Annotated in this window: 25 protein-coding genes; 13 read left to right on the top strand and 12 right to left on the bottom strand. The window is 66.3% G+C overall.

Annotated elements, in window-relative coordinates:
• Positions 1 to 34: 34 nt before the first annotated feature.
• On the bottom strand, positions 35 to 1,648 hold the full coding sequence (locus CRO50_RS17305) for an ABC transporter permease (RefSeq protein ID WP_416061081.1): 1,614 nt from the start codon (positions 1,646 to 1,648) through the stop codon (positions 35 to 37).
• Positions 1,649 to 1,783: 135 nt separating this feature from the next.
• Between CRO50_RS17305 and CRO50_RS17310 the strand changes: the two genes are divergently transcribed.
• Positions 1,784 to 2,659, top strand: coding sequence for a hypothetical protein (locus CRO50_RS17310; RefSeq protein ID WP_097147188.1), 876 nt, complete (start codon positions 1,784 to 1,786; stop codon positions 2,657 to 2,659).
• A gap of 69 nt (positions 2,660 to 2,728) precedes the next feature.
• Here CRO50_RS17310 and CRO50_RS17315 read toward each other — a convergent pair whose 3' ends face one another.
• Positions 2,729 to 2,998 carry a DUF2312 domain-containing protein gene (locus CRO50_RS17315; protein WP_097147189.1) on the bottom strand — a complete coding sequence of 90 codons (270 nt, stop codon included), beginning with the start codon at positions 2,996 to 2,998 and terminating at the stop codon, positions 2,729 to 2,731.
• A 151-nt stretch (positions 2,999 to 3,149) separates the two neighbouring features.
• Here CRO50_RS17315 and CRO50_RS17320 point away from each other — a divergent pair, with 151 nt between their 5' ends.
• A complete protein-coding gene (locus CRO50_RS17320; RefSeq protein ID WP_179747312.1) occupies positions 3,150 to 3,365 on the top strand; it encodes a hypothetical protein in 216 nt (71 codons plus the stop codon).
• 152 nt (positions 3,366 to 3,517) lie between these two features.
• Here CRO50_RS17320 and CRO50_RS17325 read toward each other — a convergent pair whose 3' ends face one another.
• Positions 3,518 to 3,742: a hypothetical protein gene (locus CRO50_RS17325; protein WP_097147191.1), complete on the bottom strand. Its 225-nt coding sequence runs from the start codon at positions 3,740 to 3,742 to the stop codon at positions 3,518 to 3,520.
• Between the two features lie 240 nt (positions 3,743 to 3,982).
• Between CRO50_RS17325 and CRO50_RS17330 the strand changes: the two genes are divergently transcribed.
• Positions 3,983 to 4,408, top strand: a complete 426-nt coding sequence (locus tag CRO50_RS17330; RefSeq protein ID WP_097147192.1) for a protein tyrosine phosphatase family protein — start codon at positions 3,983 to 3,985, stop codon at positions 4,406 to 4,408.
• 252 nt (positions 4,409 to 4,660) lie between these two features.
• Here CRO50_RS17330 and CRO50_RS17335 read toward each other — a convergent pair whose 3' ends face one another.
• The 6 genes from CRO50_RS17335 to CRO50_RS17360 all read right to left on the bottom strand — a co-directional run bounded on the left by CRO50_RS17335 (position 4,661) and on the right by CRO50_RS17360 (position 11,752).
• Positions 4,661 to 5,815, bottom strand: coding sequence for a FliM/FliN family flagellar motor switch protein (locus CRO50_RS17335; protein ID WP_157791693.1), 1,155 nt, complete (start codon positions 5,813 to 5,815; stop codon positions 4,661 to 4,663).
• A 151-nt stretch (positions 5,816 to 5,966) separates the two neighbouring features.
• Positions 5,967 to 8,657: a sensor histidine kinase gene (locus tag CRO50_RS17340; protein WP_097147194.1), complete on the bottom strand. Its 2,691-nt coding sequence runs from the start codon at positions 8,655 to 8,657 to the stop codon at positions 5,967 to 5,969.
• Positions 8,657 to 9,088, bottom strand: a complete 432-nt coding sequence (locus CRO50_RS20510) for a hypothetical protein (protein WP_332835675.1) — start codon at positions 9,086 to 9,088, stop codon at positions 8,657 to 8,659. Before CRO50_RS20510 ends, CRO50_RS17340 begins: the two co-directional genes overlap by 1 nt.
• An 82-nt stretch (positions 9,089 to 9,170) precedes the next feature.
• On the bottom strand, positions 9,171 to 9,539 hold the full coding sequence (locus tag CRO50_RS17350) for a response regulator transcription factor (RefSeq protein WP_097147195.1): 369 nt from the start codon (positions 9,537 to 9,539) through the stop codon (positions 9,171 to 9,173).
• Between the two features lie 171 nt (positions 9,540 to 9,710).
• A complete protein-coding gene (locus tag CRO50_RS17355) occupies positions 9,711 to 10,316 on the bottom strand; it encodes a LysE family translocator (protein ID WP_097147196.1) in 606 nt (201 codons plus the stop codon).
• 98 nt (positions 10,317 to 10,414) lie between these two features.
• On the bottom strand, positions 10,415 to 11,752 hold the full coding sequence (locus CRO50_RS17360) for a helix-turn-helix domain-containing protein (protein ID WP_097147197.1): 1,338 nt from the start codon (positions 11,750 to 11,752) through the stop codon (positions 10,415 to 10,417).
• Positions 11,753 to 11,986: 234 nt separating this feature from the next.
• Here CRO50_RS17360 and CRO50_RS17365 point away from each other — a divergent pair, with 234 nt between their 5' ends.
• The 10 genes from CRO50_RS17365 to aat all read left to right on the top strand — a co-directional run bounded on the left by CRO50_RS17365 (position 11,987) and on the right by aat (position 23,203).
• Positions 11,987 to 13,327, top strand: a complete 1,341-nt coding sequence (locus tag CRO50_RS17365; protein WP_097147198.1) for a substrate-binding protein — start codon at positions 11,987 to 11,989, stop codon at positions 13,325 to 13,327.
• A 185-nt stretch (positions 13,328 to 13,512) separates the two neighbouring features.
• Positions 13,513 to 14,544 (top strand): branched-chain amino acid ABC transporter permease, encoded by a 1,032-nt coding sequence (locus CRO50_RS17370; RefSeq protein WP_097147199.1) that lies wholly within the window; start codon positions 13,513 to 13,515, stop codon positions 14,542 to 14,544.
• Positions 14,545 to 14,548: 4 nt separating this feature from the next.
• Positions 14,549 to 15,751, top strand: coding sequence for a branched-chain amino acid ABC transporter permease (locus CRO50_RS17375; protein WP_097147200.1), 1,203 nt, complete (start codon positions 14,549 to 14,551; stop codon positions 15,749 to 15,751).
• Between the two features lie 9 nt (positions 15,752 to 15,760).
• Entirely contained in the window at positions 15,761 to 16,522 is a 762-nt protein-coding gene (locus CRO50_RS17380) for an ABC transporter ATP-binding protein (RefSeq protein WP_097147201.1), read from the top strand.
• 18 nt (positions 16,523 to 16,540) lie between these two features.
• Positions 16,541 to 17,296 carry an ABC transporter ATP-binding protein gene (locus CRO50_RS17385; protein ID WP_097147202.1) on the top strand — a complete coding sequence of 252 codons (756 nt, stop codon included), beginning with the start codon at positions 16,541 to 16,543 and terminating at the stop codon, positions 17,294 to 17,296.
• Between the two features lie 104 nt (positions 17,297 to 17,400).
• Positions 17,401 to 19,353, top strand: coding sequence for an acetate--CoA ligase (acs, locus tag CRO50_RS17390; protein WP_097147203.1), 1,953 nt, complete (start codon positions 17,401 to 17,403; stop codon positions 19,351 to 19,353).
• A 195-nt stretch (positions 19,354 to 19,548) separates the two neighbouring features.
• A complete protein-coding gene (locus tag CRO50_RS17395) occupies positions 19,549 to 20,175 on the top strand; it encodes a PRC-barrel domain-containing protein (RefSeq protein WP_157791692.1) in 627 nt (208 codons plus the stop codon).
• 289 nt (positions 20,176 to 20,464) lie between these two features.
• Complete coding sequence (gene accB / locus CRO50_RS17400; RefSeq protein WP_097147238.1) at positions 20,465 to 20,974, top strand: acetyl-CoA carboxylase biotin carboxyl carrier protein; 510 nt, start codon at positions 20,465 to 20,467, stop codon at positions 20,972 to 20,974.
• Positions 20,975 to 20,981: 7 nt separating this feature from the next.
• On the top strand, positions 20,982 to 22,334 hold the full coding sequence (accC, locus tag CRO50_RS17405) for an acetyl-CoA carboxylase biotin carboxylase subunit (RefSeq protein WP_097147205.1): 1,353 nt from the start codon (positions 20,982 to 20,984) through the stop codon (positions 22,332 to 22,334).
• Between the two features lie 185 nt (positions 22,335 to 22,519).
• The gene (gene aat / locus CRO50_RS17410) at positions 22,520 to 23,203 is read left to right on the top strand and encodes a leucyl/phenylalanyl-tRNA--protein transferase (protein WP_097147206.1); all 684 of its coding nucleotides are present in this window, start codon (positions 22,520 to 22,522) and stop codon (positions 23,201 to 23,203) included.
• Here the strand turns inward: aat and CRO50_RS17415 are convergent.
• The 3 genes from CRO50_RS17415 to CRO50_RS17425 all read right to left on the bottom strand — a co-directional run bounded on the left by CRO50_RS17415 (position 23,200) and on the right by CRO50_RS17425 (position 24,561).
• Positions 23,200 to 23,667, bottom strand: a complete 468-nt coding sequence (locus CRO50_RS17415) for a DUF2155 domain-containing protein (RefSeq protein ID WP_179747313.1) — start codon at positions 23,665 to 23,667, stop codon at positions 23,200 to 23,202. The genes aat and CRO50_RS17415 overlap by 4 nt on opposite strands.
• Positions 23,667 to 24,116, bottom strand: a complete 450-nt coding sequence (gene mlaD / locus CRO50_RS17420) for an outer membrane lipid asymmetry maintenance protein MlaD (protein ID WP_097147239.1) — start codon at positions 24,114 to 24,116, stop codon at positions 23,667 to 23,669. Before mlaD ends, CRO50_RS17415 begins: the two co-directional genes overlap by 1 nt.
• A 61-nt stretch (positions 24,117 to 24,177) precedes the next feature.
• Entirely contained in the window at positions 24,178 to 24,561 is a 384-nt protein-coding gene (locus CRO50_RS17425) for an NADH:ubiquinone oxidoreductase subunit NDUFA12 (protein ID WP_097147208.1), read from the bottom strand.
• Positions 24,562 to 24,663 lie beyond the last annotated feature (102 nt).

The following is a 24,663-nucleotide window of genomic DNA, read 5'->3' on the forward strand; positions in this document are numbered from 1 at the left end:
TTACGCGGAATGGAATGCGGGATCAAGTGGGGCCTCAGCGGTTCGCGCGGGCCAGAAGCGCCACGGCCGTCAGGCCGACGAAAATGACCATCAGGGCGGCGGGAGCGGCCTCGCCAAGCTGCTCGAGGCTGGCTTTCTCGTGCACGCGCGTGGCCAGCGTGTCGTAGTTGAACGGGCGCAGCAGCAGGGTGGCGGGCAGCTCCTTGACCGCATCGACGAAGACCAGCAGCAGGGCCGAGGCGAGAGAACCACGGATCAGCGGGAAATGGACCTCGCGCAGCACCGCGCGGCGATTGCGGCCGAGAGAGCGGGCTGCCATGGGCAGAGAGGGCGCGATGCGGCCCATGGCGCTGTCCGTGGCGCCCTGGGCAATGGCGAAGAAGCGCACCGAATAGGCCAGCACCAGCGCAAAGCCCGTGCCGGTCAGCAGAAGGCCCGGATCACGTCCCGTCAGCGCGGCCAGCGTATCGGCCAGGCGATGGTCGAAGGCGGCCAGGGGCAGCAGGATGCCGACCGCCAGCACGGCGCCGGGGGCCGCGTAGCCGATGGTGGTGACCGGCATCAGCAGCCGCGGCAGCACCGCGCCCGAGAGGCGCACGCCGTAGACCAGGAAGACCGCCGCCAGCACGGTCACCAGCGCCGCCGTGCCGCAGACCGTCAGGGTGTGGACCAGGGCCCGCAGCAGCCCCGGATCGGTCCAGGCCCCGGTCTCTCCCACGGCATGAGAGGCGATCACCGCGCCGGGCAGCACGAACCCCAGGGCGAAGGGCAGCGCACAGGCTGCACAGGCCAGCCAGCCCTTCGGCCCGCGCAGGGGCAGTTTCTCGACCGGGCGGTGGCGGCTGGACAGGTTGTAGTAGCGCAGCCGGCGACGCGAACCGCGCTCGAGCAGCACCAGCGCCACCACGAGGCCTAGGATCACGCAGGCGATCTGCGCCGCGCCGCCGGCGTTGTAGCTTTGCAGCCAGACCGAGAAGATCCCCGTGGTCAGCGTCTGCACGGCGAAATAGTCAACCGTGCCGAAATCATTGACCGTTTCCATCATCACGATGGCCACCGAGGCGGCGATGGCGGGCCGGGCCATGGGCAGGCCGACGCTGAAGAACCGCCGCCAGGGGCCGCGTCCCAGCGACCGTGCAACCTCTTCGGCACCGCCCGATTGCTCGCGGAAGGCGGCGCGGGACAGCAGGTAGACATAGGGAAAGAGCGAGGCCGAGAGCACCAGCACCGCCGCCCCCATGGAGCGCACCTCGGGGAACCAGTAGTCGCGCGAGGTCTGCCAACCGAAGAGGTCTCGCAACATCCGTTGCACAGGGCCGGAGTACTCGAGGAAGTCGACCAGCGCATAGGCGCCCACATAGGCCGGGATCGCCAGCGGCAGCAGCAGCAGGTATTCCAGCCAGCGACTGGCGGGGAAACGGTAGCGGGTGATCAGCCAGGCGGCACCGCTGCCGACCATGCCGGTCACCGCCCCGACCGAGGCCATGAGGATCAGCGAATTGCCCAGGTACCGCGGCAGGGTGGTCGAGACGAGATGCGGCCAGATGTTGGTTTCGGGCCAGAGCGCGGTCCAGATCACCGACAGGATGGGCAGAAGCACCACCGCCGCGATCACCGCCGCACCGATGGACCAGCCCGAAAGCCCCATGGGGCCTGCTCTTTCGGCACCGGGGCCGATTGTCCTGCGTCCTGTTCTCATGAGGACACTGGTTGCCCGAAACGACTTTGCCTGTCCAGACGGCTTACTGTACATAGGCGCGGACGAGACAGAAGGCGGGCCGGTATGGAAGTCGTTCTACATGCGGGGGTACATGAGACCGAGGCGGACCGTGTCGTCAAATGCCTGCTGCGGAACATCGACCGGCTGCATGCCGAAGGCGTCTCGGTCCCCAGCCCCGGCAGCTATCGCCGCCCGCTGCGCGACGCGCTCGCCCTGCTCTCGGATCGCGCCCCCGACCCCGGTGCCCGCCAGCAGCTGCTGACACGGGTACTCGACGGCAAGGAGACCGACCGGCTCATCCTGTCGAACGAGAATTTCTTCTGCGTGCCGAAGCTTGCGGTGTCGCGGGGCAAGTTCTACCCGCTGGCCGAGACCAAGATGGCCGATTTCCGGGAGTTCTTCTCGGAGGATCATATCGAGCTCTTCCTGGCGATCCGCAATCCGGTGACCTATCTGCCCGCGGTCTTTGCCGCCTCTCCCCATGACGACTTTGCCACCTTCCTCGATGGCACCGACCCGCTGACCCTGCGCTGGTCCGAACTGATCGACCGGCTGCGCCTGACCCTGCCCGATGTCGAGCTGACGGTCTGGAGCCAGGAGGACACGCCGCTGATCTGGGGAGAGCTGTTGCGCCAGCTGGGCGGCCTTGCGGAAGGTCCGGCCATGGCCGGTGAATTCGACATCCTGCAAGAGATCATGTCCGGCGAGGGGATAGAGCGCTTCGTGTCCTATCTCACCGATCACCCCGAGCTCTCGGAGCTGCAACGCCGACGGGCGGCAGCAGCCTTCCTCGACAAATTCGCCCTCGACGAGGCGATGGAGGAAGAGCTGGAGGGACCGGATTGGGACGAGCTGACGGTCGATCTGATGACCGAGCTCTACGAAGACGATATCGAGGAAATCGCCGAGATGCCCGGCGTGCGCTTCCTGAACCCGTAGCGGGGAAAGCCGCACCGGCGGGGCGGCGCAGGTCGCAGGAGGGGCGGTCGTGCCGCCCCGCCCTCGGCCTCAGCTCATGCCGAGCGCTTCCTTGTACATGTCCAGAACCGCCTCTTCTTCGGCGATGTCGTTGGGCTCACGCTTGCGCAGGGCCACTATCTTGCGCAGGACCTTCACGTCGTAGCCACGGCCCTTGGCCTCGGCCATGACCTCTTTCTGCTGGTCCGCGATATCCTTCTTCTCGGCCTCGAGCCGTTCGTAGCGCTCCACGAAGGCGCGCAGTTCTCCGGCGGTGACGCGGTAGTTCGCTTCGGCCTTGGTGTCTTCGTCTTCCATCATGATCCGTCTCCTCAGAGCTGCGCGGGCAGGGTCTCTTGCTAGCCTCGGGCGTCCGCGGCTGCAAGGGGGCTTTCGCCTTGCCCGGCGGCACGACGCTTGCATGCGGCGTCCCGGCAGGCTAGGCGCGAGGCTGCATCATCAGGAGGCGTTGATGGAGTTTCTGATCTGGGGCGGAGCCGCCCTTTCGCTGGCCGGGCTGACGCTGCTGGTCTGGTCCATCGTCAAGGTGGCCAAGGCGCGCGCCGCGCAGCTCGAGGACGAGGCCCTGCGCGCGGTCATCGCCCGTGCCATGCCGCTGAACCTCGGCGGTCTGTTGTTGTCGGTTTTCGGGCTGATGCTGGTGATCTTCGGCATCTGGCTGGGCTGAGCCCCGGCGCGATTCGCTCCACAGGGCGGCAGAACGGCCCCTGGGGGCCATGCCGCGTCGCCGCATCACGGGCGTTTGCCCCGGCGATATCCGGGCCCCCGCCGCCCGCGGCGAGGACCCGATGGTCACGGAGTGCACTCCGGATCGGCAGCCTAGATCGGCAGATTGTCGAAACGGCTTTCGATCGCCTCGTTGGTCAGGTCTTCCTGCAATTGCCTCAGGCGGGGCGGAACCCCCACCCCCTTGCGGGCAAAATCCCCCACAAGCGCATGCAGTTGCGGCAGATGCCGATGACGGTTTCCGGGCCTCGTGCCCGAAATCAGATCCGAAACATCGGCCAGTTTCCGGTGCAGCTCCTCGGTGGTGATGGCATTCATGAATGTCTCCTCCGGGGTTACGGGGGAATGCTGCAACGCAGAGCGAATGCGGCAGTCTTCCCGGCTATTTCGGTGAACGGGGCCGCGCTCCTCCTGCGGACCCCCGTGCCTTCAACTATAGCGAAAGTCGGGCGATGCTCCCAAGGGAAATGCGCAGCAGGTGGCAGAAGGTCGCTATACTCCGCACACGGAGCTTCAAGCCATCTGGACAGGGCTGCGTTGCCCTCTTAGGACTTGCATATGGATATTCGTCAGATCACCGCCAGCTACTCCGTCACGCCCCAGATCGACCCTGCCGACATGGCAGCGATCCGCGACGCCGGCTTCACCCGCATCATTTGCAACCGTCCGGATGCCGAGATCCCGCCGCACCTTCACGCGGCCGAGATGGCCAAGGCCGCCAGCGCGGCCGGCCTGGAGTTCGAGGTCCTGCCGCTGACCCATGACACGATGACGCCCGAGAACATCGCCCGCCAGATGTCCCTGATCGACGCATCGGGGCCGGTGCTGGCCTATTGCGCCTCGGGCACCCGTTGCTCGGTCATCTGGTCGCTCGGCAAGGCCACTGAAGGCGAGCTGAGCGTCGACGAAATCCTCTCGACCACCGCCCGCGCCGGCTACGACCTCTCTGGTCTGCGCCCGCGCCTGGAACAGATCGCCGGCTGAGCCGCGCAAAGGCCCGGAGCACTCCGGGCCGCCTTCCGGCAAGAGCGCCCGAACCAGGCTTGCCGCCCTTCTTGCCCCCCTGCCCTTTCGACATCCATTGCCCTGCCCTGACCCCCGACGGCCTTCGCCTGCCGGGACGGGCGGCGGCCTATCTGACGGTATCTGCGCCGCGCCAGCCCCCCGGCGCACATCGGTCTAGCCCCAGGGCCGGCAATCGGCCCAGCCTCTCTACGGCGGGTCATGATCCCGCCCCTAGTCCTCGAGATCCGGAAGATCCGCGAGCGACATTGAGGGGAAGCCCCCATCCTCGTCGCCGCCATCCTCCGCGTTGAGTTCGGGCAGGTCCGAAAGGTCGGGGAGGTCCGGCAATCCGCCCACGGCGGGGAAATCACCCGCTCCGCTCTCGTCATCCTCCTGCGCAAGCTCCGGCAGGTCCGAGAGATCGGGCAGTTCACCAAGGTCCGGCGACGCATCTTCGGGATCGGGAAGATCGTCGAAGGCGGGCAGATCGGGCAAGGCCTCGGCCTCGGGCGCATCGAAGTCCAGGGACAGCCCGCCGCCGCCGCCCTCCTGCGCGGCCTCGGCGGCGGCGCGGGCTTCGGCCAGGCCCGCCATGGTCAGTCGCACCGCACGGAAGCCGTTCATCTGTCCCAGCCGCACCTTGCCCAGGCAGGTCTTGCGCCCGTCCTCGCCGGGCGTTTCGAGCCGTGTCTGCTCCAGCGTCTCGCGGGGAATTTCGATCACGTCGCCGGCCGCCAGCCCGCGGACCTTGGCGAAGGGCATGGTGACCCGGTGCAGCACCGCCTCGATCGAGGCAGGCGCGGCCATCACCGCATCCCCGACCGTGGCCCCGCCGCCCGCCGCCTCGCCCTCGTGCTCCGGCGCAGGCAGGTGGCTGCGGTCGGGTAGCGCGATCAGCATCTCGCCCTGCCTCGTGTTGCCGAACTCAATGTGCAGACGGAAGACGTGAAACTCGGGCGTCTCCAGCGCCAGGGTCAGCAGGCGCACGTTTTCCAACCGCACCCCGAAGGTGTAGCCGGTCATCCAGGCGGCGCTGCGGTCGCCTTCCAGCATCATGGCGATGCGCAGGAAGACATCGTCGATCAGCGGCCCGACCAGCGCCGCATCGGTTGTGGTGGTCGCCCGCGCCTCGGGCTGCAGCGGGCTGACCCGGCCCATGGTATTCTGCTCTACCAGTGCCGATGTCGCGTTCAGATCCAGCATCAGCGCCCCCGGCACCCGCTGCGCCCCGTCCAGCAGGATCAGCAGCGCCTCGTCCGACAGATGCTCTGACAGCTCTTCGGCGGTCAGGAAGTCATAGGTGCAGGACAGCACCACCAGCGGCAGGTCCAAGAGCTCATCCGCGCTCTTGGACAGCGACAGGCGCAGGGCCTTGTCCGGGGACATGGCCCGGGCCTGATAGGTTTCGCGCGCAGCTGACGCCTTCTTGCGCAGGACTGCGTTTGATTCGCTGGATGCCATTGTACCGCCACCGCACTTCGCGGACTCCTTGCAGGGGTTTTAGGCGTCAGATGGTTACCATTAGCTTTAGCCGTCCCTAGCGAGCCGCAATCGCCCGCGCCTGCGGCAAGACCACGCGGAAGGCCGCGCCCCGCTGTCCCGGCAGGTAGGAGATGCCACCGCCCAGCCGGGCCATGATCTCGCGGCAGATCGCCAGCCCCAGGCCGGCGCCGCCGGCCTTCTGCTCACCGATGCGCGAGAACTTCTCGAAGATCATCGCCTGCTGGTCGGTCTCGATGCCGGAACCATTGTCGATGAAATCCACCATCATCTGGCCCTCGGACTGGCGCAGTGAAATGCGCAGCTCGGGCTGGGCCGCGTCGCAATACTTCTCTGCGTTGGCTATGAGATTGATGAAGACCTGTGCCAGACGGTCGCCATCGGTCTCCAGCCAGATCTCTTCCTGCGCCGGGGTGCGGCGCAGAACCATCAGCCCGCGATCCGCGCCGGTGGCCGAAACCGCCTGGTCCAGCACATCGCGCAGCCTGACGCGGGTCACGTTCAGGTTCACCTGGCCGTTTTCCAGCACCGAAAGGTCCAGCAGGTCGTCCAGCAGGCGGGTCAGCCGCAGCGCCTCGTCGTGGATCACCTGGGCATAGCGCGCCTTCTGCCCCTCGCTCAGGTCGCCGGAATCGCGCAGGATCTCCGAGAAGGAACGGATCGAGGTCATCGGCGTGCGCAGCTCGTGGCTGATCTGGCTGAGGAAGGCATCCTTCTGCACCGAGAGCTGGGTCAGTTTCTCGTTGGCCAGCCGCAGCTGCCGCGCGGTGCGGGCCAGCTCGGCGGACTTGGCCTCGAGCTGGCTGGAATACTCCATGATCTGCGCGGTCTCGTCGGCCACGGCCATCAGGTCCTCGACCGAGACGGCCGTGCGGCCGACGATCTGACCCACCATGGCATGGGCCGTGGCCGCACCGACCGAGCCCGAGAGCTCGCGCTCCAGCACCTGCAGGAACTCGCCCGTGGGCTCCGGCAGGTAGCCCTGCACCCCCTGCCGTGCCGCCTCGCGCTGGAACAGCAGCTGCGCCTCCCCGGCCCCCAGCAGGCGCTGCGCCATGACCATCAGGTCCTCGCTCTGTGCCGTGCCGCCCTCCCAGCCGCGGGGGCTGGCGGAATGCTGAAAGACATTGACGAATTGCGCGCCCTGAAGACGCTCCATCGGCGAGGGGAAGGAAAACAGCGAAATGCCGGTGAAGAGCGCGGCGTTGATCAGAATCGACCAGAGCACCCCATGCACCAGCGGGTCCATGCCCTCGATCCCGAAGAGCGCATAGGGCCGCAGCCAGCTCAGCCCCAGCGGGCCCTGTTGCATGACGCTGGCCGGGATCACCACGCCCTCGCCGAAGGAGGGCAGGAAGAGGCACCAGAGCCAGATGGCAAAGCCCGCGCCAAGCCCCGCCAGCGCCCCGCTGCGCGCCGCGCCCCTCCAGAAGATGCCGCCGATCATCGCCGGCAGGAACTGCGCCACGCCCGAGAAGGAGATGAGGCCGATGGCCGCCAGCGCCGCGCCACCGCCCGAGAGCCGGTAGTAGAGGTATCCCAGGAAGAGCACCGCCACGATGGAGATCCGCCGCGCCATGATCACCACGTTGCGCACATCGCCCGAGACCACGGCCCCGCGGCCCGGCTCCAGCTTCAGCCAGATCGGCATGACGATATGGTTCGACACCATGGTCGACAGCGCGATGGCCGCCACGATCACCATCGAGGTGGCCGAGCTGAAGCCGCCGATGAACGAGAAGACCGCCAGCCCCGACTGCCCCTGGCTGAGTGGCAGGGTCAGCACGAACATGTCCGGGTTGGCCCCGCGCGGCAGCATGGTCAGCCCCGCCACGGCAATCGGCATGACGAAGAGGCTCATCAGCATGACATAGGTCGGGAAGGCCCAGGAGGCGGTGCGCAGGTGGCGCTCGTCCTCGTTCTCGACCACCAGCACCTGGAACATGCGCGGCAGGCAGATGAAGGCGGCGGCGGCGAGGAAGATCAGCCCCGACCAGCGCCCGCTGGCCACGTGCCATTGCCCCAGCCGGGGCGAGGCGTCGATCCGCGCCAGGGTCTCGACCACGCCGCCGCCCAGGCCCCAGACCACGTAGATGCCCACCGCCAGCAGGGCGCAGAGCTTCACCACCGCCTCGACGGCGATAGCCATGACGACGCCGTGGTGGCGTTCGTTCGCATCCAGGTTGCGGGTGCCGAAGAGCACGGTGAAGGCCGCAAGCCCCATGGCCACCCAGAGCGCGGTGGTCTGGGTCTCTTCGCCGGTCCGTGCCGTGGGATCGGCGGCGGCGAAGACGGCGAAGCTCTGGGTCACCGATTGCAGCTGCAGGGCAATATAGGGGGTGGTGCCGACCACGGCGATCAGCGTCACCGCCACTGCCAGCAGGTTCGACTTGCCGTAGCGCGAGCTGATCAGGTCTGCGACCGAGGTGATGCGCTGGCTGCGCCCGATGCGGACGATCTTCCGAAGCGCCCAGAACCAGCCGATCATCACCAGGGTCGGGCCAATGTAGATGGTCAGGTACTCAAGCCCCGAGCGCGCGGCATAGCCGACGGCACCGTAGAAGGTCCAGGCGGTGCAGTAGATCGACAGCGACAGCGTGTAGACCACCGGAGAGCGCAGCCAGCCCGACTTGCCCTTCAGCGCGGCGCGTTCGGCGCCGAAGGCCACGAGAAACAGGAAGGCGCCATAGGCGACGCAGACCCCGATCAGCAGGTTGAGAGAGGCCATCAGCGCGCCTCCCCGCCGGTCTCGCCCCCGGCGCCCGGCGCAGCATCGGGCCCCTCATCCGGAATCGCATCGCTTTCCGCATCGGCGCGCAGGGGCGGCAGGGGCGGCACCTCGGCGGCATGTCCCTGCCGGAGCAGCCCCCCGTCCAGGCGCTCGACCGCCTCGGCCGAAAGCGCCCGCACAAGGATGCCCGAGACAAGCGCCAGCCCGGCCCAGGTGGCAAAGATGTAGATGATGGCGCGCGAGGTGGGCAGACCTTCGCCCGGACTGCCCTCGCCCAGACCCGTGGTGCTGCTGTCGGCCTCCGGCCAGAGCAGCGGCACCGCCAGCAGGATCACCCCCAGCACCGGCAAGAGCCGCGCGGCGTCGATCAGCCGGCGCTGGCGATAGCCCTGGCGCTCGAGAAAGATGGGGCGGGACGGCGGGCTCATCCGGGCGGGGCTCCTGTCCTGCGGCCGGGCGAGCGGCCCCGGTCCGGCGCGCGTCTGCTCAGCTGCCCCCACATGCCGGCGGTCACAGCGCGATCAGCGCATTGACCGCCTCCAGCACCTCGGCATTGGAAAAGGGCTTCGACATGAAGCGGCTGGCGCCGATCTCTTCGGCCAGCGCACGATCCTTGGTCTGGCCGCGCGCTGTCAGCATCAGCACCGGCAGCTTGCCGGTATTCTCCTTGGCACGCAGCTCTCTCAGGATGTCGTAGCCCGAGCGTCCCGGCAGCATGACATCGAGGATCACCAGGTCGGGCTTGCGGTGTTCCACCGCCTCGACCGCATCCACCCCGTTGGAATGACTGGCCACGCGCCAGCCGTCCCGTGACAGGATAAAGGATATCGCCTCGATGATATTCGGTTCGTCCTCGATCACGAGTACGGATTTGCTCATAAGGTCCTCCCCTCCCTGCAGAGCAATGCTGAAAGGTGATAGCAGCCTTTGCGCCCGGCTGGGAAGGGTGATCTTTGCCGACCCAACTGCCCCCTTCCCGCCAACGCTCCCCTGCCCGCCCGGAGTTCACCCCGAAGGCGCGGACGGGGGACGGTGGCGGCTCCCATGGCCTCAGCCCGCCGCGCGGCGGGTGAAGAGAAGCGCCAGGCCAAAGACGATCATGCCGCCACCCGAGACCCGGTTGATCGCCGGCATGTGGCGCCCTGCGGCACGGGCCGCGAAGTGGCCGGCCAGCGCATAAACGAGAATTGCGAGGGTCTCGAGCACCAGGAAGGTGGCCCCGAGTGCCAGGTAGCTTTCCCCGTAGCGCGACGGATCGACGAATTGCGGAAAGAAGGCGGCGAAGATCAGGATGGCCTTTGGATTGCCCAGCGCGACCAGCGCCTCGCGGCGGAAGGCTCGGGTCAGAGAGGCCGGGGCCTGGCCCGCCTCGCCGCCCTTACCTGAGCGCAGCAGCTTCACCCCGAGGTAGATCAGGTAGGCCGCGCCCGCCAGTTTCACCACCGTGAAGAGCAGCGCCGAGGCCTGCAGCAACAGCCCCAGGCCCAGGCCCGCCAGGACGATCATCGGCACGAAGGCCAGGATACGGCCCAGTCCCGCGCCAAGGGCAAAGAGCGGCCCGCGCTGCGCGCCATTGCCCAGCGCCATCAGGTTGTTGGGCCCGAAGGCAAGGTTCAGCGCGAAGCAGGCGGGAACGAAGAGCAGCAGATCAATCATGGGGCACCAGGTTTGCAACTTGCCGATTTGCAGTTTGCGCTTTGCAATTTGCCATGCGGCCGGAAATCGGCCCCAGCATCGGTCTCACCCGAAGCCTGTCAAGCGCTACCCTCGGCCATGATCGAGGGCTCCCTGCGCCCCCGACAATCGGCCTTGGGGCAGATCCGGCAGGTCACGCCGACGCGCGGCAGATCATCATTTGCCTCCACCGGGCCGGGCTGGATCAACATATGCGCCTCGAAGGTCGGATCTCGGTTGGCCACCTGCGGCCCTGCGGGCTGGGCAATGGCATGGGTCAGGAAGACCCCCTCAGAGCGCCCGGCGAGGCGGATGACCTGGCTCAGTGGCATCATCGGGCGGCTCAGTGCCTGGAAAAGCGGCCAGAGCGGACAGGCCGCACCGAAACGCGGCAGCGGGAAATGATCCAGCGGCTTGCGGAAGGTCAGCGTGCCCGAGGCGTCACAGGCCACCAGGCCAAGCGGTGCCTGCCCCTTTGCGGCCAGCAGATCGGCGGGCAGCGTCGCCAGACGCCGCATCATCCGCCCCGGATCGGCCCCCAGCCGCGCCCCCAGCGCCGCCGGGTCCAGTGCGCCTCCCTCGGGCAGCGCCTCGGCCACGCGCACTACCGGCAGGGCGGCGGCATCGGCGGCATAGCGTTCCAGCACCCGCCCGGCGATGAGCCGCGCCGCGCGCGAGGAAAGCTGCCCGCGCCCCGCCTCCAGCAGATCCTCCACCGCCACGGGCCCCGCGCCACCCTCGAGCGCGGGAAAGTGGAAGCCATTGGCGCTGAGAAACCCCTCGACCGCCTCCTGCGGAGAGGTCACCTCTTCGGCCCGCTCCTCTTCACCCAGGTCCTCGACCAGCCGCCGGGCCCCCTCGGCCAGGCGGGCGCTGTCCTCGTGGATGTTGCGGTGGAAGCGGGCCCGCCACTCGGGCTCGATCGGCTCATCGCCGACGAGGATCTCCGAGGTGGCGTGGATCGCGGTGACGGTCGAGAGCACCTCGTGCAGCGAGGCCGCCAGGTGGGGATCATGGGCCAGGCGGTCGGTCAGCGCCTCTACCGTGCGCTCCAGCGTGCCCAGCCTGCGGCTTTGCTGCGCCACCAGCTGCGCCCAGCCCGGAAAACGGCCGGTGAACTCCTCGATCCGCTCCAGGTCGGCCCCCGCTTCGGGGCGGTCGGCGGCGGCCTGCCTGAGCTGCGCCAGCAGCGCCGCCTCGGCCCCCTCGGAGAGCGCCGAGGGTTCAACCTCCAATGTCTCGGCCAGCGAAAGCAGCAGCTTACCGCCGATTCTGCGCCGATTATGCTCGATCAGGTTGAGGTACGAGGCCGAGATCCCCGCCCGTTTCGCCAGTTCCGACTGCCGCAACCCTAGCAGCATTCGCCTTTCCCGGATTCGGGTGCCGGTCAGCACCGCCCCCCTGTGACCCTGGACCATGGATTTCCCTGCACTTTCAACGATCTTCTGCGGCGCAAAAGAATTTATTTACAGATTTCTATCCCTCATTGTCGATTTCTTTACAAAAAAATCAAGTATTCAAAGTGACTTGTTGCGAGGTTTTCATATGTTCTGTCATGATCCCCTTGCACCATAGCCCGAGACCATACGCTCGGGACGGTGAAGTGGCCGGGCGGAGGAGGTCCGGACTGCACCTGATAAAGGGAGGAATCTATGAACAATAAATTGACCCGTCGCGGGCTGCTGAAGACCGGTGCCGTTGGTGGTGCCGGCCTTGCGCTGCCTACCATCTTCACCTCGGGCGCAAGCGCGTTCACCAACGAACCCATGGGCGGCACCGTCACCCTGGGCTTCAACGTGCCCCAGTCGGGCCCCTATGCGGACGAAGGTGCTGACGAACTGCGCGCCTACCAGCTAGCGGTCGAGCACCTGAACGGCGAAGGCGACGGCGGCATGCTGAACACCTTCAGCTCCAAGGTGCTGGAAGGGAACGGCATCCTGGGCAAGAAGGTCGAATACGTGACCGGCGACACCCAGACCAAGTCGGACGCGGCCCGTGCCTCGGCCAAGTCGATGATCGAGAAGGACGGCGCGGTGATGATCACCGGCGGCTCCTCCTCGGGCGTTGCCGTGGCCGTGCAGGGTCTGTGCCAGGAAGCGGGCGTGATCTTCATGGCCGGCCTGACCCACTCCAACGACACCACCGGCAAGGACAAGAAGGCCAATGGCTTCCGCCATTTCTTCAACGCCTACATGTCCGGTGCGGCGCTGGCGCCGGTGCTGACCAAGATGTACGGCACCGACCGCAAGGCCTATCACCTGACCGCCGACTACACCTGGGGCTGGACCCAGGAAGAGTCGATTGTCGCCGCCACCGAGGCCCTCGGCTGGGAGACCGTCAACACGGTCAAGACGCCGCTGGCCGCGACCGACTTCAGCTCCTACATCACGCCGATCCTGCAGACCGACGCCGATGTGCTGGTGCTGAACCACTACGGCGGCAACATGGTCAACTCGCTGACCAACGCGGTTCAGTTCGGCCTGCGCGACAAGATCGTCAACGGCAAGAACTTCGAGATCGTCGTGCCGCTCTACTCGCGTCTGATGGCACGTGGTGCCGGTGAGAACGTGAAGGGCATCTTCGGCTCCACCAACTGGCACTGGTCGCTGCAGGACGAGGGCTCCAAGGCCTTCGTGAAGTCCTTCGGCACCAAGTACGGCTTCCCGCCGTCCCAGGCCGCGCACACCTGCTACGTGCAGACCCTGCTCTATGCAGATGCCGTGGCCCGCGCCGGTTCGTTCAACCCCTGCGCAGTCGGCGAGGCCCTGGAAGGCTTCGAGTTCGACGGCATGGGCAACGGCAAGACGCTCTACCGCGCCGAAGACCACCAGTGCTTCAAGGACGTTCTCGTGGTGAAGGGTAAGGACAACCCCACCTCCGAGTTCGACCTTCTGGAGGTGGTGGAAGTCACCCCGGTCGAGCAGGTCACCTATGCGCCCGATCACCCGATGTTCGCGGGCGGCGCACTGGGTTCCTGCAACCCGGGCGCCTGAGCCAGAGGCTGAGGGGCGCCGGGACACACCCTGCCCCGAGGTCCGGCGTCCAGGCGACGCCGGGCCGCGTGGCACCCTCGCCCCTCGACCGATCCTCGGGCCGCGCCATCACGGTGCGGCCCATCCTCAACCCGCAACCTGCCGCAAGAGCAAGGCGGGCCTCCTGACAGATCCAAGGTAGGGCCATGGACGCTATCATCCTTCAAATCCTGAACGGGCTGGACAAGGGCAGTGCCTACGCACTGATCGCCCTCGGTCTGACCCTGATCTTCGGCACGCTCGGCGTGGTGAATTTCGCCCATGGCGCGCTGTTCATGATCGGCGCCTTCTGCGCCGTTTCGCTGAACAAGCTGCTCAATCTCTCGTTCGAGACCGTGGACCCGACCCGGACCGACTTCCTGGGCAACCCGGCCAAGATCAAGACCCCTTACGTCGAAAGCTGGTTCGGACCCGAGTTCGGCGCGGCGCTGATCGACTGGTCCGTACCACTGGCCATCCTCTTCTCGATCCCGATCATGATCGCCATCGGCTTCATCATGGAGCGCGGGCTGATCAAGCATTTCTACCGCCGCCCCCATGCCGACCAGATCCTGGTGACCTTCGGCCTGGCAATCGTGCTGCAGGAGCTGATCAAGCATTACTACGGGGCCAACCCGATCCAGACGCCGGCACCGGACGCCTTCCGTGGCTCCTTCGACTTCGGCGCGATCCTGGGCTTTGATCCCAACACGATCATCTATCCCTACTGGCGCATGATCTACTTCGCCTTCGCGGCGGTGGTCATCGGCGGTGTCTTCGCCTTCCTGCAGTTCACCACCTTCGGCATGGTGGTCCGCGCCGGCATGGCCGACCGCGAGACCGTGGGACTGCTGGGCATCAACATCGACAAGCGCTTCACCATCATGTTCGGCCTCGCCGCCGCGGTCGCGGGCCTTGCGGGGGTGATGTACGCGCCGATCAACTCGCCAAACTATCACATGGGCATGGACTTCCTCGTGCTCTCGTTCGTGGTGGTCGTGGTGGGCGGCATGGGCTCGCTGCCCGGCGCCGTCGCCGCGGGCTTCCTGCTGGGCATCCTCGAGAGCTTCGCCTCGATGAACGAGATCAAATCCATCCTTCCCGGCATCGACCAGATCATCATCTACGTCGCCGCCATCATCATTCTGCTGACCCGTCCGCGTGGCCTCCTGGGCCGCAAGGGCGTGATGGAGGACTAAATCCATGCTGGGTCTTAACAAAAAAGACGCAACCCTCCTGGGCGTGGTCGCCGTGCTGGTGATCTTCGCGCCCTTCATCCTGAACCCCTTCCCCGCCGACAGCGCCATGGCGCAGTTCAACGCGGGCTACCCGGACCTGATGCAGCGCTTCGTGATCTTCGGCATCTTCGCCGTCGGCTTCAATCTGCTCTTCGGCCTGACGGGCTACCTCTCCTTCGGCCACGCGGCCTTCCTGGGGGTGGGCTCCTACTCCGCCGTCTGGATGTTCAAGCTGCTCAGCATGAACGTCATCCCGGCGATCCTGCTGTCGATGGTCATCGCGGGCCTCTTCGCCCTGCTCATCGGCTTCATCTCGCTGCGCCGGACGGGGATCTACTTCTCGATCCTCACCCTGGCCTTCGCCGAGATGTCCTTCCGCCTGGCCTATTCGGTGCTGACGCCGATCACCAACGGCGAGACCGGCCTGCAGCTGACGCTGGAGGACCCCCGCATCCTGGGCCAGACCGCGACCGAGAGCGGTGGCATTCCCGTCACCAACCTCTTCGGCCTCGAGATGCGTTCGACCGAGGTGCTGAACCTCGGCGGCTGGAGCTTCCAGTTCAACAATGGCTACTACATGGCCGGCGCGCTGCTTCTGGTGGCCTTCTACATCTCGATCCGCATCTTCCGCTCGCCCTTCGGCATGATGCTGCGGGCGGTGAAATCGAACCAGCAGCGGATGAACTACACCGGCCTGAACACCAAGCCCTACACCCTGGCGGCCTTCGTCATCTCGGGCATGTATGCCGGCCTGGCCGGTGGCCTCATGGCCTCCATGGACCCGCTGGCAGGCGCCGAGCGCATGCAGTGGACCGCCTCCGGCGAGGTCGTCCTGATGACCATCCTCGGCGGTGCCGGCACCCTGATCGGCCCGGTCCTGGGCGCGGGCTTCATCAAGTACTTCGAGAACATCTTCTCGAAGATCAACGAGGCCGTGCTGCACAGCTGGTTCCACGCCCTGCCCGACGGGCTCGAGAACGCCATCGTCTGGGTGTTCGAGCACTTCGTCGGCTCCGGCTGGCACCTGACCCTGGGCCTGCTGTTCATGCTGGTCGTGACCTTCCTTCCCGGCGGCCTCGTCGAAGGCGGTCAGCGGCTGGGTCGTCTCTTCGGTCGCAAGAAGGACGCCGAAGAGAAGACCGCCACCCAATCCACCCCGGCCGAATAGGAGGCGACGATGGGAATTCTCGAAGTCAAGAATGTCGGCAAGCGTTTCGGCGGCCTCCAGGCCCTGGGCGATGTGAACCTCTCGGTGGCCGAGAACTCGGTCCATGCGATCATCGGGCCGAACGGGGCGGGCAAGTCGACGCTGCTCAACTGCCTCGTCGGCAAGCTGATCCCCGACACCGGCTCGGTCATGTTCGACGGCCAGTCGGTGCTGGGCCGCACCCCCTACGAGATCAACCAGATGGGCATCAGCCGCGTGTTCCAGACGCCCGAGATCTTCGCGGATCTGACGGTGATGGAGAACATGATGATCCCCTGTTTCGCCAAGCGCGACGGGGCCTTCAAGCTCAATGGCATCAAGTCGGTGGAAAGCGAGGCAGAGATCCGCGACCGCGCCGAGGCGATGATGGAGGACATGAACCTGGCCGAGAAGCGGCACATGCACGCGGCCTCGATGTCGCGTGGCGACAAGCGGCGGCTGGAAATCGCCATGTGCCTGGCCCAGGAACCGCGTCTGCTGCTGCTGGATGAGCCGACCGCGGGCATGGCCCGCGCGGACACCAACAACACCATCGACCTGCTGAAGGAGATCAAGCAGAAGCGCGACATCACCATCGTCATCATCGAGCACGACATGCACGTGGTCTTCTCGCTGGCCGAGCGGATCACCGTGCTGGCCCAGGGCACCCCCCTGGTCGAGGACGTGCCCTCGAAGATCAAGGGCCATCCCAAGGTGCGCGAAGCCTACCTTGGCGAAACGGCTGCGGCCTAAGGGCGAGGAGAGACACCAATGAACGTCAAACCCGATTTCTCGAAGGGCAAGAACTACGCCGAAACCGCGCCCGCGTTCCTGTCGGTCTGGAACATGGAGAGCTATTACGGCGAGAGCTACATCGTCCAGAACATCTCGTTCAACGTCCACGAGGGCGAGATCCTGGCCCTGCTGGGCCGCAACGGGGCCGGCAAGACCTCGACCCTGCGCTCCATCGCCCGGATGAACTCGCCTCAGGTGACCCATGGCGAGATCTGGCTGGATCACCAGCCGCTGCACACCATGTCCAGCTACCAGGCCGCGCAGGCCGGGATCGGGCTGGTGCCCGAGGACCGCTGCATCATCCCCGGTCTGACCGTGGAAGAGAACCTGCAGCTGGCGCAGATCGCTCCGCCGATCGGCTGGTCGCTGGACCGTCTCTATGGCCTCTTCCCCCGCCTCGGCGAACGCCGCAAGCAGGAGGGGGTGACCCTTTCGGGGGGCGAGCAGCAGATGCTGTCGATTGCCCGCGCCCTGGCGCGCGACATCAAGGTGCTGCTGCTGGATGAACCCTACGAGGGCCTGGCCCCGGTCATCGTCGACGAGATCGAGAAGACCCTGCGGATCATCAAGGAGCAGGGGATCACCACGATCCTGGTTGAACAGAACGCGGTGCGTGCGCTGGAACTGGCCGACCGCTCGGTCATCCTGGACACCGGCTCCATCGTCTTCGACGGCTCCGCCGCCGAGGTTCTGGGCAACGAGGAGCTGCGCGCCGAGTACCTGGCGATCTGATCTCCGGGATGCGGAACCGCAAAGTCGGCCGGGCGACCTGCTTGCAGGGCCCCGGCCGACGGACTTATGACTAACGCGTAAGATCACGCGAGGAGGAGCCCGTGATGAAAGACACGACCTATCCGCCATCCGATGCCATCGTTGCAGGCGCCCATGTGGATGCCGCCGGGTACGAGGCGATGTACAAGGCATCGGTCGAGACCCCCGACACCTTCTGGGGCGAAGAGGCCCGCCAGCGACTGGATTGGATCGAGCCCTTCACCAAGGTGAAGGACACCGATTTCACCCTCGGCCAGGTCAAGATCAAGTGGTTCGAGGACGGCGTGCTGAACGTCGCCCACAACTGCATCGACCGCCACCTGGCCACGCGGGGCGAGCAGACCGCGATCATCTTCGAGCCCGATGATCCCCAGACGCCGGCCCAGCACATCACCTACAACGAGCTGCACGAGAAGGTCAGCCGCTTCGCCAATGTGCTTCTGGCCCAGGGCGTGATGCGTGGCGACCGCGTGATCATCTATCTTCCGATGATCCCCGAAGCCGCCTATGCCATGCTGGCCTGCGCCCGCATCGGCGCCATCCACTCGGTGGTCTTCGCCGGTTTCTCGCCCGATGCGCTGGCCAACCGGATCAACGATTGCCAGGCCAAGGTGGTGATCACTGCCGACAGCGCGCCCCGTGGCGGCCGTCGCACGCCGCTGAAGTCCAACACCGATGCCGCCCTGCTGCATTGCTCGGACAAGGTGCGCTGCCTCGTCGTGAAGCACACCGGCGACCAGACCACCTGGATCGAGGACCGCGATGTCGACGTGAAGGCGATGATGGAGCAGGTGGCGCCCGATTGCCCGATCCGTCCGATGGGCGCGGAAGATCCGCTCTTCATCCTCTACACCTCGGGGTCGACCGGCAAGCCGAAGGGCGTGGTGCACAGCTCGGGCGGCTACCTGCTCTATGCCTCGATGACCCAGCAGATCACCTTCGACTACCACGACGGTGATGTCTTCTGGTGCGGCGCGGACGTGGGCTGGGTGACCGGCCACACCTATATCGTCTATGGCCCGCTGGCCAATGGCGCCACCACGCTGATGTTCGAGGGCGTGCCGACCTGGCCCGATGCCAGCCGCTTCTGGCAGGTGATCGAGAAGCACAAGGTGAACCAGTTCTACACCGCCCCGACCGCCATCCGCGCCCTCATGGGCCAGGGTACGGGCTTCGTGGAGGGCCATGACCTCAGCACCCTGAAGGTGCTGGGCACCGTGGGCGAGCCGATCAACCCGGAAGCCTGGAACTGGTACAACGACAATATCGGCAAGGGCAAACTGCCCATCGTCGATACCTGGTGGCAGACCGAGACCGGCGGCCACATGATCACCCCCCTGCCCGGCGCGACGCCGACGAAACCCGGCTCGGCCACCCTGCCCTTCTTCGGCGTGCAGCCGGTGGTGCTGGACCCGACCGCCGGCACCGTCATCGACGAGACCAAGTGCGAGGGCGTGCTGGCCATCGCCGACAGCTGGCCTGGCCAGATGCGTACGGTCTGGGGCGATCACGAGCGCTTCGAGAAGACCTACTTCAGCGACTACAAGGGCTATTACTTCGCCGGCGACGGCTGCCGCCGCGACGAGGATGGCTATTACTGGATCACCGGCCGGGTCGATGACGTGATCAACGTCTCGGGCCACCGGATGGGCACGGCAGAGGTCGAGTCGGCTCTCGTCGCCCATGCCAAGGTCGCCGAGGCTGCCGTGGTGGGCTACCCGCATGACGTGAAGGGCCAGGGCATCTACGCCTATGTCACCCTGATGAACGACATCGAGCCCACCGACGAGCTGCGCAAGGAGCTGGAGACCTGGGTGCGCACCGAGATCGGCCCGATTGCCAAGCCGGACCTGATCCAATGGGCGCCGGGCCTACCGAAGACCCGTTCGGGCAAGATCATGCGCCGCATCCTGCGCAAGATCGCCGAGAACGACTATGGCGCCCTGGGCGACACCTCTACGCTTGCCGACCCCTCGGTGGTGGATGAGCTGATCGAGAACCGCATGAACCGCGGCTAAGCCATCGCCAGCCACCCATCGAAACGGCCCCGGAGCACAGAGCTTCGGGGCCGTTTCACGTTCCGGAGCCCCCTCACCCGAAGGGGCTTGGTAATGCACGAGAGGCCAAAAAGTTCCAAAAACATTTCTCGGAACATCCATGGGGGGTGCGGGTGTTGTGTGGTCAGGAAACGGAAGTCGAAAAGGAGATCCGACATGACCTCGATCAAGACCCTGATGACCAGCGCCGCCGCTCTTGCCATTGCAGCCACCCCGGTTCTGGCCGACATGAACAGCTCCACCTCGGCCGAAGGCGATCTTAAGATCGGCCAGTCGGGTGCCGAAGCACAGGTTGAAGCCGAAAACTCCACCGCCATCGACCTGAACAACGACGGCGAGACCATGGGCGAAGAGATCGCCGATGGCGTCGAAGCGACCGGCGAATACATCGAAGACACCGCCACTGACGTTGCCAATGCTGCCGAAGACGGCATGCAGGAACTGGAAGAAGGCATCGACGGTGCCATGCCGCAGACCATGACCGCCGGCGCCCTGGTTGGCTTTGAAGTTGCCACCGACGAAGGCGAAGTGATCGGCGAAGTCGACAATGTCGTGCTGGTGAACGGCACCGAGATGGCCGTGGTCGGCATCGGTGGCTTCCTGGGCCTGGGCGAACATGACGTTGCCCTGCCGCTGAGCGATCTGGACAAGGTTGCCGAGGACGACACCACGCTGAAGGCCTCGGGCTACACCAAGGCCCAGCTGGAAGCCATGGCCGAGTTCGATCCGGAAGCTGCTGACGAAATCAGCGACGACGCTCCGGTGATGCTGGGCAAATCGTAAGATTGTCCTGACCCGAGGGACCACTCTCCTTGGGTAGACACGGAAGCCGCCCCGTCTTCGGGGCGGCTTTTGTCGTTGCGGTCCCCTCCATCCACCGTCGATTGCCCGGCGGTCCGGGCGCCAGGCCAGCGCCGTTCGCCCCCTCCTCGGCCTCCGCCGGCCCTGCCTGCCTTGGCAAGGCTATGCACATGCGATGCGTTCCACGGCTTTTCTCCGCTGCCGACAATCTCTATAGAGGATGCAATCAACGGCTCCCGGCATGGGACCGGCATATCCGACCGAGGGTACAATGACCGAAAAGACGCATGATGCAGACGTTGCCTTCATCAAGGCCCTGGCAGAACTGCTGCGCGATAACGATCTGACCGAGCTTGAAGTGAAGCGCGAATATGGCAAGGACGACCAGCTGGACGTCCGGGTGAGCCGCCGGCAGGAGGTCGTGCAGGCGCCGACCTACAACTACGCCGCACCGGCAGCTCCGGCCTCCGCCGCCGCAGCCCCCGCTGCCGCTCCGGCTCCGGCCGCAGCTGCCGCCCCCGCCGCTTCGGAAGATCCCGCGGATCACCCCGGCGCCGTGACCTCGCCCATGGTGGGCACGGTCTACCTGCAGCCCGAACCCACCGCCCCCGCCTTCGTCAAGGTTGGCGACAAGGTCTCGGAAGGGGACACGCTGCTCATCGTCGAGGCGATGAAGACCATGAACCATATTCCGGCTCCGAAATCGGGGACCGTGAAGCGCATCCTGGTCGAGGACAAGGCCGCCGTCGAATACGGCTCTCCCCTGATGATCATCGAGTGAGGGCGCCATGTTTGACAAGATCCTGGTAGCCAACCGCGGCGAGATCGCGCTGCGCGTCATCCGCGCCGCGCGCGAGATGGGCATCAAGTCCGTCGCCGTGCACTCCACCGCCGACGCCGATGCAATGCACGTGCGCATGGCGGATGAAAGCGTCTGCATCGGACCGCCCTCGGGCACCGAGAGCTACCTTTCCATCCCCGCCATCATCGCCGCCTGCGAAGTCACCGGCGCCCAGGCGATCCATCCGGGCTACGGTTTCCTGTCGGAAAACGCGGGCTTCGTGCAGATCGTCGAGGACCACGGCATCACCTTCATCGGCCCCCGCGCCGAGCACATCCGGGTGATGGGCGACAAGATCACCGCCAAGGACACCATGAAGAAGCTCGGCGTGCCCTGCGTGCCCGGCTCCGACGGCGGCGTGCCCACCCTCGAGGCGGCCCAGAAGCTGGGCGCCGAGATGGGCTACCCGGTGATCATCAAGGCGACCGCCGGTGGCGGTGGCCGCGGCATGAAGGTCGCCCAGACCGTCAAGGACATGGAGAACGCCTTCTATTCCGCGCGCTCCGAGGCCAAGGCCGCCTTCGGCAACGATGAAGTCTACATCGAGAAGTACCTGACCACCCCGCGCCACATCGAGATCCAGGTCTTCGGTGACGGCAAGGGCAAGGCGGTTCACCTGGGCGAACGGGACTGCTCGCTGCAGCGCCGTCACCAGAAGGTCTTTGAAGAGGCCCCCGGCCCCTGCATCACCGAGGAAGAGCGCGCCCGTATCGGCAAGATCTGCGCCGACGCCGTCGCCGCGATCAACTACGCCGGTGCCGGCACCATCGAGTTCCTCTACGAGCAGGGCGAGTTCTACTTCATCGAGATGAACACCCGCCTGCAGGTGGAGCACCCGGTGACCGAGGCCATCTTCGGTGTCGACCTTGTGCGCGAACAGATCCGTGTCGCCGAAGGGCTGCCGCTGTCGTTCGAGCAGGAAGACCTGCAGATCAACGGCCACGCCATCGAGGTCCGCATCAACGCCGAGACCGTGCCGGGCTTCGCCCCGCGCCCCGGCAAGATCACCGCCTTCCACGCCCCCGGCGGGCTGGGTGTGCGGATGGATTCGGCGCTCTATGACGGCTATTCGATCCCGCCCTACTACGACAGCCTGATCGGCAAGCTGATCGTGCATGGCCGCGACCGGCGCGAGGCCCTGGCCCGCCTCGACCGCGCCCTGGGCGAGCTGATCGTCGACGGGGTAGAGAACACCACTCCGCTCTTCGAGATGCTGCTCGGTGAAGAGGATATCATCACCGGCAACTACAACATCCACTGGCTGGAGCATTGGCTGGAAGAGACCTTCCCCAAGGCCTGATCGCCAGTTGCACAGATCGGGCGGGGCCGCATGGCGGCCCTGCCCGCACCGGCCGCGGTTGCGCCGAAACCCGATCTTCACCCCTTTTGTGACAGGCTGGCTCTGGCCCGCCCCTTGCAAGCCCGTCCGGGCTGCGGAAAACTGCGCTTTCACGCCAGCCCCGTTCCCGGCACCGAAGGATAGGTATGAAAGACCATGATGACGGCATAACGCCCGAGCTGCTGCTGCAGGCCTATATGTCCGGCATCTTCCCGATGGCCGAAAGCCGCGACGACCCCGAGCTCTTCTGGGTCGACCCGCGCCGCCGCGGGATCTTTCCGCTGGACGGCTTCCGCATCTCGCGCTCGCTGCGGCGCAGGCTCAGGCGTCCCGACTACAGCGTCACGACAGACCGCGATTTCACCGGCGTGCTGGAAGGCTGCGCCGACCGTGAAGAGACCTGGATCAACGACGAGATATCAGAGCTCTACCACGCGCTGCACGACCGCGGGCATGCCCATTCCCTCGAAGTCTGGTCCGAGGGTGGCGCGCTCATCGGCGGCGTCTACGGGGTGACCCTGGGCCGGGCCTTCTTCGGTGAAAGCATGTTCTCGCGCCGCCGGGATGCCTCAAAGATCGCCCTGGCCTGGATGGTCGACCGGCTGAACCTCTGCGGCTTCACCCTCTTCGACACCCAGTTCCTGACCGACCACCTGGCCTCGCTGGGCGCGATCGAGATCCCGCGCGCCCGATACCATGCCAGGCTGGCCGAGGCCCTGCGCGGCGCGGCGGATTTCACCCGACCGGCTGCGCCTCAGGATGTGGATGGGTTGCTGGCGCGCCACGACGCGCGCCACATGGGCGCGCAAGACGGGCAGTCCGGGGCTTAGTCGACCGGGCGGTCAGCCTCCTCGCCCTGGGCCTCAGGCAGCGGCTCTTCGGCCTCTGCGGGGGCATCCTGGGGCAGCATTGCGCCTTCCGGCAGCACGCAGTTCAGCACCCAGATATCGTAGCGGAAGTGGTCCAGCGCATTCAGCGCCGGAGACGAGGCCATCATCCAGCCCTCGAAGATCGGGCGGCTCGGGTCATCGGCGCGGCTGTCGCGGATGGTGAGGTAGGCGAAGGCATCGCCCGCCGGGTTGTCCAGCGGATAGCGGCAGTCATCAAGCGTCACGCTGAGAGAGCCGATAAGCCCGGTCTCGCCGGTGGCAAGCTCCAGGTCGCTGGACTGGGCGTTGATCTTGTCCAGCCCGCGCAGCATGGCCCCGAGGCCGGGGCCGACGTCTTCCTGCGCCTGGGCGGCAGGAGCGGCAAGGGAAAGGGCGATCAGAAGCGGTAGCGCGAAGCGGGGCATCAGTTCTCGGTTCCGGACACGTATTTCATCAGCAGCGAAATGAGGCTGACAGCCCCCTGGGTGTCCAGCACCTCATCGCCTGCGGCGTAGTTGAAGGGCGAGCCACCGGGCAGGATCTCGACGAAATTGCCGCCAAGCAGCCCTTCCGAGGAAATCGCCACCTGGCTGTCATCCGGGATCTCGACCGAGGGGTCCAGCAGGAAGTCGGCACGGGCGCGGAAGGTGGCGGGATCAAGCTCAAGCGCGGTGACGGTGCCGACGCGGACACCCGCCAGGCGCACATCGGTGCCGACCGAGATCCCCTCGGCAGAGCGGAAGGAGGCAGAGAGCGTATAGGCGTCGCTGCCCGCGCCACCCAGGTCGACGAAACGCGCGCCATAGGCAAGGAAAGCTGCCGCCACCGCAAGGACCAGGGCCCCGGCGATGATCTCGGCACGGTTCCGGGACAGGGAGTGTTCCGACATGTGGGCCTCCTTCTGGCGGCGCCGGCCGGTCAGGCCCGGAGCAGGATCACTCGGGGCTCCAGGCCTCGTAGTCCTGGCGCGAGGCCGGCTGGGGGCGACGGATCGAGCCGGCGGGCGCATAGGCCAGCGCGGTGCCGGTCAGGTTCTCGTGGTGCGGCTTTTCCCAGGTCTTGTGGGGCAGCGGCTTCTTCTCCGGGGTATCGGCGAAGGTGTGGTGCAGCCAGCCGTGCCAGTCGGGGTCGATACGAGAGGCCTCGGCCTCGCCGTTGTACATGACCCAGCGACGCTTGCCGTCGGCGGTCTGATAGAACACGTTGCCCTGGCTGTCCTCGCCGACCTTCTGGCCCTTGCGAGCAGTATAGAGCTGGGTGTTGAGCGTGGAGCCGTTCCACCAGGTCACGGCGCGCAGAAGCGTGTTCAGAATGCCCATAGAAGCCTCCGGTCTTAGACCCTTCCGATATGGCGCATTCCGAAGCCGAGGTCCAGTGGCCCCGGCCCTCCTATGGGCCGGGTGACGCTTAGATTTTTCAGC

Origin of the sequence: Pseudooceanicola antarcticus (assembly GCF_900215355.1) — a bacterium.
In the GTDB taxonomy this organism is placed as follows: domain Bacteria; phylum Pseudomonadota; class Alphaproteobacteria; order Rhodobacterales; family Rhodobacteraceae; genus Pseudooceanicola; species Pseudooceanicola antarcticus.